The sequence below is a fragment of the Marinobacterium sp. xm-d-579 genome (genome assembly GCF_013282935.1).
Classification (GTDB): domain Bacteria; phylum Pseudomonadota; class Gammaproteobacteria; order Pseudomonadales; family Balneatricaceae; genus Marinobacterium_E.
Genome location: NZ_WBYP01000002.1, coordinates 441,285 through 455,058 on the forward strand (window position 1 = coordinate 441,285; position 13,774 = coordinate 455,058).

Genomic DNA, 13,774 nt, shown 5'->3' on the forward strand with positions numbered 1-13,774 from the left:
TTATCACCTTTGCACTGGTTGTCATCTTCTATACAGCGTTTAAGGGTGCCTATTACTTCATGGCCAATAGATTGCAGGAGGTCGGTTTATTACTCACCATGATTTTGTTTTGTTACTCTGCATTAGTAGCGGCACTTAATGTTAAAGAAAAAAACCTAGGATGGAGTAAATGGGTATTCACAACATTAATTTTTGTGGGGTATACATTTGTACTTCCAGCCTATCAATTTTCCGCAAATGCAAATGTATCGATGTTACCAAGTATGATGGCATCAAGAGAGTTTTTAATAGTATTCATTTGCCCCACTTTGTATTTTCTTACAAGAATCGGATATCAAATTGAGACTATAAATAAAATAATAATTTATACATTAGCAGCAGTAACTTACTCTTATGTTTTTCATTATTTTCGAATAGATTTAGCAACTGCATACAACTCTTCAGACCCAACAATCAAGGGAATGGTTACTAATGATCATCGAGGGTATAGATTAAAAGCACCGGGCACGGCTATTTTTTTAACTACAATAATTTCTGGATATCTATCAGTAACAGAAAAGAATATTAAAAATAAGGCCTTTTGGGTATTAACATTTTTGGTTTGTTTATGGTGCCATTCCGTTATTCAGTCAAGAGCAGGAATAGCTCTTCTTATAATTGGGGTGATTTTTTACAATGCTTGGTTTTCAAGAAAAAATAGAATTAATATATTTTTATTATCACTAACCCTATTAATACCAATATATGCATTTGCAATAATTAAATATTTTGAGTTTATGGAAGCTTCGGATGGCGGTGTACGTTATAAATCTTATATGATTGCTATTGAAACAATTATAAATCACCCCGCTTTCGGCTTTGGACAACAAAGTGCTGCAACCATAACCGAACAAGAATTGTTCTGGTATAAATTTTATAGCTCAGACCTTGGAATAATCGGAATTGCATTTCGTTACGGTATTGTTGGGGCTACATTCTACATAGTGATGCTAATAATTATTCTAAAAAAATCAGTAACAACTTGCTGGACATCAAGAGATGTTGACGGAGCCATAAATGCTTTGATGATGGCGTCAGTTGTTAGGTTGTCTGGTGACGTTTTCAATACTTTACTTGCTATAAAATATGCATCAATACAGGGATTGACGCACGCATCAATAATAATTGCATTTTGCGCGGTTTACAAAATCAAAAATAAGAGAAATCTATATGAAAAATGAAAGAAATATAAATCTAGATATCTTAAGATTTTTAGGCCTGTTCATAATAATGATTGCGCACACAGTGCCGCCGGGATGGTTATTTCAATTAAGAAATTTCGGAACCCCTTTGCTAGTGTTTAGCTCAGGTCTGACCTACGCATATATATATCGGCGTAGAGAAATACATGCTTTCAATTTTGTTAAGAAAAGAACTTTTAATCTTATATACTCTTCGTGGCTTTTTCTTTTGCTATTTTTTATGTTTTTCATGCTAACAGACTATATGGGATTCAGCAACACACAATTTAATATGAAAATAATTACAGATTCATTTTTATATAAAGGTGGGATAGGATATTTATGGATATTCAAGATCTACTTAATATTAGCCATATTTACACCCCTCTGCATAAGAGTAAATAATTCAAAAATATCGAATTTTAAAATTGGCTTAATTATTGTCTTTATATATGCATTATATGAGCTTGCTCTTAGCTTTCAAAAGCTAAAAACAAGCATGGAAATATTTTTTAATTTCATACCTTATCTATTGATTTATATTTGCGCATTTAGATTCAACACCTTAAGAACAAAAGATATTTTAATTATTAGCAGTATTTCCCTATTTATTTTCATTTACTTTTTGATAACTTTGTATCTAAAAAACGGACATTTCATTCCTACTCAAGAGTACAAATACCCCCCAAGACTTTACTACTTAAGCTATGCAATGTTTTTTATAACACTATTGTACGTCACAACAAGGTATTTAGTGATAAAAAAAGATTCAATTATCGCTTTAGTAAAGTGGCTTTCAGGAAATTCTCTAAAATTTTATTTATGGCATATTTTTATACTTTATGCCTCAACAGAAATATTTAATTATGAATACAGTACGAGCAACTTCCTCAGATCTTTATTGATGGTTATTTCATGCACACTGATTGCAACATACTGTCATAACAAGACCAAGGAATTGATGTCAAAAACAAAGTTTAAATAGCTTTTATTAATAGAGGTATGAATTAATAATAAATATTTATATCAGTTATCAATCCAAATATCTTCACTCTGATTTAGATTTTTAGAGTTTCGATCTTTTTTGTACAGAGAGATCGCCGTCTTCATCTTTCCAAAGATCACATTACCGACAACAAGAAACAGACCAAAAAAGAACACACCAAAAAATGTTAAAACTGTCCATTTTTTTCTGGAAGGGTAAGATTTGAATAGCGGAGAGGTCGCCGGCTGTATTATTTCTAATGGATAGTCATTTCTAGCATGAATGATTGACTCCATACCCAATTGCGCTTCAAGCAACCTATAAATTGATCTTTGCACTTCAATATTAGAAACCTCCGACAACCTTTTTTCTAAGTACCCCCTTCTCACGTTCATTGAATCCACAGTTTTATTTTTTAAATAACTATTAAAACTAATTGGAATTACGTTTGAAATTTTTGCCGACAAGTCAGGACTTAGCGATGTAAATTTAACTTTTAACAAACCGCTCTTTTCATCATAATCAAGTATTAAGTATTCGTCTTTTAGAATTTTTGACGCTAATCTATAGTCTGGTTCAAAATCATCTATCCATTCATTATTTGCCACATCCCATTTATCTTTAAAGATAATTTGTAATAGATTTTCTTTTACAATAAACGTTTTAATAAATTCAAATCCATTTATTTTTGCTAAAAGTCTATCTATTTCATTACTTGGCGCTGCATCTATAAGGAACTCATGCTCTAGCAGTCCAATTGTGTCATTTCCTCTATAACTCTCAGGTGATACACCACCAGGGTTTTCATTTATATTAATTGCAACAATTGATGTAGCTGTATACTTATCATCCACAAACTTTGATAAACCAAAGACAGCAGCTGCTGCAAAAATGGCCGCGATCATCAGACGATATTTCGAACGAAGAATAGCGTCTAAGTACTCTAAAAGATCCACCTGTTGATCGATATGAATAGGTGGTTCATTTGTGTTCTTCATAATTAATTACCGTTAAAAAGATAACTGACGCTTGAGGCTGATAACGTCAATTTATAGAACAGATCCACCCAAGATTGTGTGAACTCTCGACCATTGATTCGATCGACACTCAACGGCACATAGATAGTAGACCCTGGTGTCACTTTGACGTTTGAAGCACTACCTAACCATCCCCAACTTGATGCTTTAGAACGAACACTCATCACCTCTCCATTAGCTTGTACCACAAAAGCGTGCTCATGCTGTGCTAACTCTTTCATACCACCGCTTAGATTGATGTAGTCCAATGAGGCTCTATCTTTTCGATATTTATGGGACGTTGGAAAATAGACCTGACCGACGACAGAGACTTCATCTTGGTATTTTGGAACCCTAATGCGATCTCCAGACTCTAGAACGACATCGGACAACTCTGAGCAGTTTTTAACAGCACTCTCCATATCAACCACCATACGTCCTACTGCACGCTTAGGCGCCAGTTGTTTGATAATCTTCAAGGTCTCCGCAGCACCGTTATTATCAGGTTGTTTATCCTGCTTTTGATAACCTGGTGAGAGGTGTACATCCGCTAACAGATCATCAAGCTCGCCCATCATGCGATCCAGTGCCTGTTGTTCACGAATGCGAACAGATTCACGGGTGAATACCGTACCAAACAGATAAGCGTCCTCTGTAAAGCCACCGGCTCTCTGCAGCAAACCACACAGTGTTTCACGCTTATCAACGGTGTATGTGCCCGGGAATAAAACTTCACCTTCAATGGTCACCTCTTTACGGTTACTTATCCATTCAGGTTTTTGTCTGATGACCAGATGATCCGAGGGTATCAACACAGTGGTTAAATCTTCGCTTATACCTTCTCTCTGAGTTAAAGAGACATCGTATTGATCTATGCGTGAATAATCGCCCTTGATTATTGAGCGACGGGCTAGCGTCGCCTCTGAGTTATATGCTTGCTCTTTTAAGCCACCTGCTGCAACCACAAGATCCTCAATACGCATTCCAGCCACTAAGGGATAGAGGCCTGGCGCCCTAACGGATCCGCTCACTTTAACCACTTGTGTAGGCGTATTGATCGAAGCTTGCTGTCGAAGTTTCTCAAGTAGACCTTTTAAAATCTCAGATCGGTTACTGTCTCGGCCAAACAGGTAGACTTCATCCCCTGCTTTCAATTTAGGATTGTATCGATTGTCTGTTAAATCCAATGCCGTCACATCCACCTGTAAGCTGTCTGCATCGGTGCGCGACAAAATCACATAGGAACGATCACTACCTACCTGGAAGCCACCGGCATACTCAATCAAATCGGTTAAGCGCATCTCATTAGCGATTGGATAGGTTCCGCCATGACGAACGAATCCTTTGATCCGAACCAGAGGTGAAAGCTCTGATGCAGACGCTTCGCGCTCCATTCTCTTAACCAGATTATTGAGTTGATCTGCACGCTGATCGTGCGTATTAAATACGACAATCCGATCGCGTGCCTGCAGAGTCAGATTATCTTCTGAAAATGGGTTAGAGAGAGCGTTACCTAAATCAAAATAGAGGACTTCCGTTCTCTTACTAACAGGATTTTCCCTCTCAACCAGTGCGGTTGATAAGTCAGCGCCCTGTTTAAGGGTGGCAACATCCTTAATCAGATCAGTGACTTTAATACCGCTTTGCCACTGCATTGCACCGGGTTTAAGCAGATGACCATCAAGCAACACAACATTTTCAACACGATCTATCACCGGTAGCACCTTAACCAGATCGCCATTGATCAGACGAATATCCCCACCCTGCTTCGTCATATCTGCAGAGATCAATTCATAGGACTCGTTTGAACCTATACGTTCTATCATAACCGTGCTTTTAGCAGCCGTCGGTAACAGCCCACCAGCTAGTTTGAGCAAGTCGGTAACGCTCTGTTCTTCCTCGATTTCATAAATTGCTGGTCGATGCACTTCTCCCGCAATACCTGCCGTCATTCCGATAGGTTTGATAAAGATGATGTCCCCTTGGCGCAGATAAGCATTTCCGCTGTCATCACCCCGTAGAAGCAGATCATAGAGATCAAAATCTGCAACAACCCGCCCCTGACGCTTCACCTGAATGGAGCGCAGTGAGCCGGTTCGTTTAATACCCCCAGCCTGAATCAACGTATTCAGTAGAGAACTCATACCACTCACCGTGTAGGTGCCTGGTTGATTGACTTCACCGACCATTAGAACCTGAATGGAGTGAAGCTCAGCTAGCGTTACGATACTTTTCACACCGACTCGGACGCGATCAATGGACTCTTTGATTAACAGTTTAGCGTCTGAAAAATTGAGACCCGCAACTTGAATGGCGCCAATTTCTGGAACCAGGATTTGACCCTCACGAGTGACGACAAGTCGATACTCCAAATCGGTCACACTGAAAATCTGCAGCACAAAGGTATCACCTGGCCCAATGATGTAATCTTCAGGAACAGGAATACCTGCAACGGGTGCAAAGGTTGTGGCAAGCGTAGTGAACATGTCATAGCCAAATTGCTCAAGCGAAGGCTGAGTTTTCAAATCGCGGCTTTTCTCCGTTAACTCAACCGGCTTCAGCGTCTCTGCAATCTTTTTCTCTATCTCAGAAGGCTCTTGTAACTCATCGATGATTAAGCTTTTCACAACCCCCAAAGGGACCTCCTCTAAGGGTAAGTCCTGACCGGTTGGCGCCGCATTAATCGCTGCTTGACGCTGCTGACGCTCGGGCAGTGAATTGGCCGACGCGTTATTGACCGTGAATGCCATTAACAGACAGAGAGCGCTCAGAACAGAGCTATTCGTGTTAAACATATTCATTACCCTCTTACTCATCAGCAAACTTCTCGCAACCGTTAAAGTTGACCAGCGCATTTAAAGCGGTGCTTGGACACTGATCTTTGTAATCAAAAACACCATCGCCATCACTATCTTTAGGTCCTTTATAAAGTACTCTCTCAACAAAATGCGCCATTTGTTCAGGCGGCATTATTTTGTCTGCAGCACTTGAAAAACCACAGTCTCCGATCTGATCTATAAGCGATCTTGATAAAGAGTTACTGATTCCAATCAAATAGATACAGCTACCTTTTAACTCTTTTGGCGACATCCATTTAGGCGTTTTTGATTGAATAAGGTGGCCTTCTGGGTAGCGATATGCCTGACGCAATCGATTAATGGCATTGACTAAATTTTCATCAACGACACTCCAATCCGTCAGAATCACTATCGTTTGAAAACCCCTCACCTGTGCAGACTGTTGATGTAAAGCGTTTAGCAGAGAGATCAAATCCTCAGCGACGAACTGAAATTGCTCACTATCTAATTGATAAGGATCGAGCTTAGATAGTGGCTTAAAGCTGAAGTCCGAGGAGAATTGCGCCAGGTCATTGGCAGCTAGCAAACGGCTTTCAAGGTTTGTCTTGGGTGCCGTTACCAGAAAACGACGCACGACCTCTTCGGCATAATCTGTACTGGGCACACCTCGATACTCTTTACCCTTTAGGGTTGTCCAGTCAGCAATCAGGGTAAATTGGTCAGCTCTTCTCTCAAGCTGAAGTTGATTAACCCGCGGCTCAATATTGAGTGGATCAAAAATATGCAGTGAGCGTTTATTCAATGAAGTGTTGTATTCGTCAATCGACGTTAACAGTGTTCTCTCTGGTACATCGATGGTTCGTTCAAAACCAGAACAACCCGCTAAAAACAGCGTTGTTATCGGTAACAAAAGCTTCAGTAGATCACTTTTCATTTGACGTTCCTTTGAGACCTAACAGGTCCTTAGCCTCCTGAAACAGATCAAAAGGCAGATAATCACTAAGATGAGAATTGGGCATCAAATCGATACCAGCAAAGCTTTTGATTAGATAGAGAGCTGCAGCCAATACAATAAGAGCGGTCATCATTAAACTGCCAGACACCAGCAGGTAGACAGTTCGTCGTAAACCAATGGGCAAACGCTCGATCCGGTTCAACTCTAAATTGTGTGTTTTACGTCTTCGATCACGACCTGCAAACAGAACGAGATAGTAGGCTCTAAAAAAAAGCGGGAGTCGAATGCGGATATCTAGACTGTGTCGTGTTTCGGTGGACTGAGCGACCAGTGCCGACCTGACGTCGTTGAGTTGTTCAACACTGAGACTAGAGAGAGTTTTATGAGGAATTCGACTGATCGTAAAATCAGCAAATACTTCACTACTCTCTCGGGTTTTATCCTGCACACTGCTACCTAATCATTAATTCTCAGATAGCAATAAGCAAAAACCTTGCCAGTTTTGCAAAGTGCAAATCAAATAGCCTGATAGAGTTCACTGTATTTAGAGAGCATTTCTCGGTTAGAGTAATTTTTTGCTTGTTCTAAACAGTGCCTAGAGAGTGTTTCGTAATCCAACTGACCAAAGGTTTGCAGTGCTGATTCAAACTCTGATTGGCTGTTAATATCTATGACAAGACCTGTCTCCCCCTGCCTGACCAGTTCGAGCAATCCACCAGCCCCATGAACCATTACCGGTATGCCATGGGCATAGGCCTCAATAACAACACGCCCCATAGGCTCATACCATAAGGAGGGAACAATCAGCACATCGATCTCTGCAAAAAAATCAGCAGGTTTAGTAAATCCTCTGTAATCAATGGCAGGATCACTATCCAGCTGTGACTCAATCCTTTTCTCACCGGTTCCGGCAAAAACGAAGCGGTAATCACCCCCTTCAGGTAATTGTTTCACGCGATCAACCAACTGCATTACACCCTTGTCGTACTCCATACGACCAATGTAACCAAAGACTTTCGCCTCACTTGACCGAGGACATTGTGACTGTTCTTCAAAATTGTCATTAGGGGAGATGCTGTTATAAATAACTCGCTGATGACTCTTCTTAAAGTAACCGTCTTCAGTGTGGCTATTTAAGATGAAATTGCTAATCCCTACGATGCCATCGACTCGCTCAGATCCCCACTTTTTTGGCATCGAATAGCATTTACACTCTTTGCAAATTGCTTCGCAATTTATCTCATTTTTTCTTCTCGACTCTCGATGACACTGTATGTAGTAATCCCGCAAGGTATGAACGACCTTGCAGCCTCGTTGCTTAGCAATCTTCCAAACCAATACACTGATTCCTTTAAGATTGTTGGTATGCACAATGTCTGGCTGAAACTGATCAATGACGGACAAAATATCTTTTCGATAACGAAAATTACTAAGATCCAGAAGACGTTGTGCAAGCTTCTGAGCAACACGTTTAACTTTGTTGGGTGTTTCTAGCGTTACGAAAGGCCAGTAGATGTTTCTATCTGGGAAGTAGAAGGCTGTTACGCCATTTTCTAAACGCCGAGAACCAACCAAGCTGGGATCTTTCACGATACTGGCTACTGCCACCTCATAACCCATGGAGACTAGGCCATCCGCTAAGTTATAAACGGACTGTTCAGCACCTCCCAGTTTGGTAGGAAAGAAGACAGAATTAAACAGCAGAATTTTCATCATTGGGTTCCTGTTAAATCAACTACAGCGTTTGGATTTTTGGTAGACAAACAGGATTAAAGTCCCGTAGAGAAAACCGTTAGCAATGCTTAAATAGATGATCGATTGAAGGGGGCTTTGTTCTAACACGCCAAGGTAGATGGCTAACACCCGAACAGAGAGTGAAACGATCTCATGAGCAAGCAGATGAGCTTGCAGACCTAGAACGGGAACTGATGCAATGGCAGGTCTTGAGGCCAGCATCATCAATAACCACAGGGCAATCCATTGTGCAAATTCTCCCGACGTTTTCCACTCTTCGCCGTAAAGCAGAGCGAAAATGCTAGGTCCAAACAGAGCGATGAAACCAAAAGGAAATATGCCCAATAAGAATAAATTTCTCGTCGTTCTATTAAGAAGTGCGGTGATAGTCTGTTTTTGCTCTACCCTATCAACAACCTCTTTGTAGAAGACGTCCCCTACACTTTTCCCCAACAAGGTTGCAGGTACAGTCAACAACGCGAAGGCAATGGTGTAATAGCCTGCAGCCGCTGATCCGAACGCCCAGGCAAACATCAACGTAGGCGCAGCCAACGAGACTGAGTTTAATAACACCTGTGGTGCGCGATAGATTGGAAAATCGGAATAGCGTTTGAGCAAATCACGATAGGAATCTTTAGTGACATACTCAGTGGATAGACCAGATCGCTTCGCTAGATAGAGGTTTTGAATCATCATACCCAGGGTATAAAACACCACTAACCATCCACCGGTGGCTTTAATCAAACCCATCAAGGTTTGACTCATTCCAATAAACAGCGCCCTAATGTTGAGTGATTTTGCCAGGTTGGAGAACTTCTTAGTTCTAATCTGCCACTGTTCATTAACCTGGAATATCGCAGCAATAAAAATAGCCACAGGTAGTAGCCAACCCAAACCAATAAGGGACTCGGCATTTATTAACGTCAGGACCTCTTTTTCAAAGATCAGCAAACTTATGAGTAGAGTGGTCGAGAGAGATAAACTTATAAACAGTGATAGCTTAGCCAATTTCCAGGCCTCGGCATCGCTTTTCGCCAGCACGATAGACATAGGTAAGGTCAGAGCAATGGCAGGTGCAAACATATAAATTGAAGAGGTGAAAACACCTAAATATCCATACTGTTCAGGACCATACAGTCGTGTAATGACCAATGAAAATAGGAGCGTTAAAGCATTAGACAGCGCCGTGCCACTGGCCAGCACCAGTATATTTTTTAAAAAAGCATCCTTATTAAGAAAGTGCTTAAGTCGAGAAATCATCAGTCGTAAACCCAAACATTGATCGATTGAACCTCTACAGCATATTTCGTGCCAATGTATTCATATAAATGAATATAAGTTGGCACGATTAATGCTAATCACCAGTAAATGCATACTGGAGTGAGTAATGAGTTCAAACTCTCAATCTGATCAACTGGCGCTTATCACCTGTTCGTATGGTCCGGACTTGGATCGTTGTAAACGATTGTGTGAATCGGTGGATAGATTCGTTGATTCAATCTACGAACATGTCTTGATTGTTCCTAAACGTGATCTCAAAAAGTTTTTAACGCTCGCAAACGAGCGACGCAGAGTAGTCAGTGTTGAATCTGTCGTACCAGACTCATTTATTCAAATCCCATTTTCGAACAAGTGGTGGTTGGGGGCTTGGGGTTTTCCAACACGCGGTTGGGTCATGCAACAGATTACAAAACTAAGCGCAGGCTTCTCCACTAAGGCTAAAACCTTAATGTTTGTGGACTCAGATCTACAATTCATACGCCAACTTGACCTCTCTTTAATTGAACAGTCAGGACGCACACGTCTGCACTCTATTCCAGGGGATATGGACTACGGTGTTCACCTTAAATGGCATGCGAAAGCTGGAGAATTGCTCGGCTGCGACACAGCTTATGCGGGTTCTGATTACGTTGGACAGTTGATCACATGGGATCGAGAGACGTTGATGGCTATGTTAAGGGACATTAGCAGAGAAACGGCTACTCACTGGACGAGAGCAATTGCGCGTTCTTTGACCGTGTCTGAGTACATTCTGTACGGCATGTATGTGACACGAGTGCTGGGTATTGACCGATCAAACCACTACGAAACAAGCAAAGATCTTTGTCACTGTTGCTGGGATTCTGAGGCCGCTAAGGCAGTTTCCAATGGAACCGCAAAGGTTGACCCATCGGCTATCGCCGTTCTGATTCAATCAAATTTAAGCTTCACAACGGATGAAGAGGCCGAATTGATTGAGAAGGCCTCAAACATTTCAAACGCAAAGGTTGGTGCATGATATGCAGATATTAGAATCAATCACCCCAATCAATGAATCAGATTTTCGTCAGTACATTGAACTCGCACTTCGCCAAAGCAGTGGCAGTCAAACAGTCTCTTTCATTGACGCTGCAGGGCTTTCAATGGCGAATGAGCAGGCAGATCTCAAGCAGGCATTTTCATCAGTCGATCTGCTCATCCCTCGCGGGCGTGGTATCAATGTATCGATGAACCTGATTAATCGTGGACAAATGCCGTCAGCAAAAAGCTCATCACTCTATCGAGAGCTACTGCTATCACTTGAAGCGTTTGAAAAACCGGTCATTTTGTTCACAGACAATAAAAAAGCCGCACATAAAACAGAGCTCGAGATTACTAAACTTTACCCTAACCTAAATCTCCAGATCACTATTTGCGATACACAATACGATAAAAGCACACAATGGTTTTTAGATAAGATCAACGAGAAAAACCCAAGCTCAGTACTATTCGCTCTCGATACTCCCCTTCAAGAGCGTTTAATGTCTCGAGTAAAATCAAAGTGTGAAGTACCTCTGTTGGTCACTCTGGGGCATCCGCTGTTTGATGCTATTTTTGAGGTGAGTGAGGGCTTTAAATTATCTCGTCTAAGACACAGCGTCCTCTTCTCTCCAATGCGGTTTTTTAAAACCTTCGTAGGAACGCTTTATCAAACCCCTAACAGTGACGAGAAACGAAACTCACGTATCAATACGATTTTAAGACAGTGGGGATGGTCAACCCGCATTAAGCGCCTATCAATACGAACCAAGTCATCTCTGTGGCTATTGCGATGCAAAATGCAAAGCATTTTAAAACGATCTATTGACTTATTAGGCGCCGGTTTGGGGCTGCTATTTCTATTACCGCTGTTGATTCCTGTTGCTCTAGGAATAAAAGTCACTTCGCCAGGACCTCTCTTTTACTCTCAAGTCCGGGTAGGACACCGAGGCAAGCTGTTCAGAATGTGGAAGTTCCGTTCAATGTATATAGATGCCGATGCACGCAAAGCGGCACTGATGGAACAGAATGAATCATCGGATGGTGTCATTTTCAAAATGAAAAAAGACCCTCGCATTACTCCGATAGGTCGCATCATTCGTCGACTCAGTATTGATGAACTACCACAACTCTATAACGTGTTGATCGGTGATATGTCGCTGGTAGGCCCAAGACCTGCTCTAGAAGCTGAGGTCGCTCAGTACCCGGTGCTAGCCCGTGCTCGTTTGGAAGCTATGCCGGGTTTAACAGGTCTGTGGCAAATCTCAGGTCGATCAGACCTCCCCTTTGATAAGCAGGTTCTTTTGGACACTGCCTATGTTAACCAGCAATCAGCAATGAATGATGTAAAGCTGATCGCTAAAACCATACCTGCTGTAGTTAGCGGTAAAGGAGCCTACTAATGACCATTGAACGTGCCATTCTTTTCGCTGATCGCAAAGGGAAAGAGCTAACTCCTCTCAATGATCGCTACCCTATCTGTTTGCTACCCATTGCTGGTAAAACACCCCTAGAGTTCTGGCTTGAGCAGCTCTGTGATATGGGTGTTAAAGAGGTAGATATTGTGATCAATCAGTTCGCTGATCTGATTAAAAAAGCGGTACCCAATGGTGATCATTGGGGGCTAAAACTTAACTACCATTTATCAACCGGTGAAGAGCCGCCTATCGCTTTTTGGAGTAGGATGCATTTTTCAACGACAGGTAAGATGATTGCTGCCCGTGCCGATGTTTTGCCCGCCAAAACAGAACAGGGAGCGATTAGTAATCTTTTAACGCTGGACTCTGACTCGGTTGAACAGCTAAACACCCTAGAGTGGAATCGAAGTGAAGATAGACAGAGTGATTCCAACTCACTCGCGTCACTGGATGCATACATAAAAGCCTATTTTGCTCTGCTAAACGGCGATTATTCTGGCCTAGTTCCTAGGGGTTTGCGTGCAGACGATGACAAATGGCTAGCGACACCCACCTTCAGTTCAAGTCGCTCAGACTCAATTGAAGGACCTCTCTACATCGGCAGAGATGTAATGATTGATCAGAACGCAACCTTGTCTCAAACCGCGGTTGAGGCAGGCTCTATGGTCGATAAAGGCGCTCAACTTAATCGAGCTATTGTATTTCCAGGTACCTATGTTGGACAGGACGTCAGTTTAACGGACTCAATTGCGATGGGCAGTTTACTGGTCGACTTGAAACACCAGAGTGTTATACAGATTGCAGATCCTGCATTAATTAGCCCAATTATACCCAGCAGTTCACTGGTTAAAACGAATACCAGCGAACGATTAGTGGCATCTATGCTTATGATCTTATCAGCACCCGTCGCATTGCCACTGGCATTATTTACTCAAAAATCGGGGATTTTAAATAGAGAAGATCAGCTCTCAAATCGAGGATCTCGTCTACACCCGCTCTGGTTTACCAAACTCAACTTCACATCAAATATTGGCTGGGTAAAACGTTGGCCTGAACTTTTAGGGGTGATCGATGGGGATCTAAAGCTATTTGGAAGCGAGTATGAGTCCATCGAAGATGAGCGTCCCATAACAGACCTTCCAATTTCACAGGGTCTGTTTACTCCTCAATCGGTGTTTAAAAATCAATCACTCGATGAGTTTGAACGACAACTTTGGGGGTTAGAGCTGGCGAACGAGAAGCTTGGTCCTTTTCGACTCTTTGCAAGAGCCATCAAAGTAAGCTTAAAGAATATCTAAATAGGACCACTCTTTAACCGGTCCAGTAACAACAAAAAAGGTGGCAAGCTATTTAGCTGGCCACCTTTTTTAT

11 protein-coding genes and 1 pseudogene are annotated in these 13,774 nt (G+C 41.7%); 6 read left to right on the forward strand and 6 right to left on the reverse strand.

What is annotated here, in order from left to right; genetic code table 11:
* Nucleotides 1-59 precede the first annotated feature (59 nt).
* Nucleotides 60-1,220, forward strand: a complete 1,161-nt coding sequence (locus XMD579_RS05800) for an O-antigen ligase (RefSeq protein WP_173506040.1) — start codon at nt 60-62, stop codon at nt 1,218-1,220.
* Nucleotides 1,210-2,205, forward strand: coding sequence for an acyltransferase (locus tag XMD579_RS11505; RefSeq protein WP_173506041.1), 996 nt, complete (start codon nt 1,210-1,212; stop codon nt 2,203-2,205). Before XMD579_RS05800 ends, XMD579_RS11505 begins: the two co-directional genes overlap by 11 nt.
* A gap of 41 nt (nt 2,206-2,246) precedes the next feature.
* On the opposite strand, the gene XMD579_RS05810 is transcribed toward XMD579_RS11505, so the two are convergent.
* Nucleotides 2,247-3,203, reverse strand: coding sequence for a hypothetical protein (locus XMD579_RS05810; protein WP_173506042.1), 957 nt, complete (start codon nt 3,201-3,203; stop codon nt 2,247-2,249).
* Nucleotides 3,204-3,347: 144 nt separating this feature from the next.
* Between XMD579_RS05810 and XMD579_RS11510 the strand changes: the two genes are divergently transcribed.
* A complete protein-coding gene (locus tag XMD579_RS11510) occupies nt 3,348-3,485 on the forward strand; it encodes a hypothetical protein (protein ID WP_371815197.1) in 138 nt (45 codons plus the stop codon).
* A 389-nt stretch (nt 3,486-3,874) separates the two neighbouring features.
* Here XMD579_RS11510 and XMD579_RS05815 read toward each other — a convergent pair.
* The 5 genes and pseudogenes from XMD579_RS05815 to XMD579_RS05835 form a co-directional block, all read right to left on the reverse strand.
* Nucleotides 3,875-6,076: pseudogene (locus tag XMD579_RS05815) on the reverse strand (SLBB domain-containing protein); the annotation flags it as partial.
* Nucleotides 6,030-6,953 carry a hypothetical protein gene (locus tag XMD579_RS05820; protein WP_173480971.1) on the reverse strand — a complete coding sequence of 308 codons (924 nt, stop codon included), beginning with the start codon at nt 6,951-6,953 and terminating at the stop codon, nt 6,030-6,032. The gene XMD579_RS05820 and the pseudogene XMD579_RS05815, both read right to left, overlap by 47 nt.
* A complete protein-coding gene (locus XMD579_RS05825; RefSeq protein WP_173480972.1) occupies nt 6,943-7,422 on the reverse strand; it encodes a hypothetical protein in 480 nt (159 codons plus the stop codon). Before XMD579_RS05825 ends, XMD579_RS05820 begins: the two co-directional genes overlap by 11 nt.
* 68 nt (nt 7,423-7,490) lie before the next feature.
* On the reverse strand, nt 7,491-8,690 hold the full coding sequence (locus XMD579_RS05830; protein WP_173506044.1) for a glycosyltransferase family 4 protein: 1,200 nt from the start codon (nt 8,688-8,690) through the stop codon (nt 7,491-7,493).
* Between the two features lie 15 nt (nt 8,691-8,705).
* Nucleotides 8,706-9,968 carry a lipopolysaccharide biosynthesis protein gene (locus XMD579_RS05835; RefSeq protein ID WP_173506045.1) on the reverse strand — a complete coding sequence of 421 codons (1,263 nt, stop codon included), beginning with the start codon at nt 9,966-9,968 and terminating at the stop codon, nt 8,706-8,708.
* Nucleotides 9,969-10,095: 127 nt separating this feature from the next.
* On the opposite strand from XMD579_RS05835, the gene XMD579_RS05840 reads away from it, so the two are divergent.
* Genes XMD579_RS05840 through XMD579_RS05850 form a run of 3 tightly spaced genes read left to right on the forward strand, consistent with a single transcriptional unit; the run spans nt 10,096 to nt 13,701 of the window.
* Complete coding sequence (locus XMD579_RS05840; protein ID WP_173506046.1) at nt 10,096-10,986, forward strand: DUF6492 family protein; 891 nt, start codon at nt 10,096-10,098, stop codon at nt 10,984-10,986.
* A 1-nt stretch (nt 10,987) separates the two neighbouring features.
* Nucleotides 10,988-12,388, forward strand: a complete 1,401-nt coding sequence (locus XMD579_RS05845; RefSeq protein ID WP_173506047.1) for a sugar transferase — start codon at nt 10,988-10,990, stop codon at nt 12,386-12,388.
* On the forward strand, nt 12,388-13,701 hold the full coding sequence (locus tag XMD579_RS05850) for a hypothetical protein (RefSeq protein ID WP_173506048.1): 1,314 nt from the start codon (nt 12,388-12,390) through the stop codon (nt 13,699-13,701). The genes XMD579_RS05845 and XMD579_RS05850 overlap by 1 nt, the downstream gene beginning before the upstream one ends.
* The last annotated feature ends 73 nt before the right edge of the window (nt 13,702-13,774 follow it).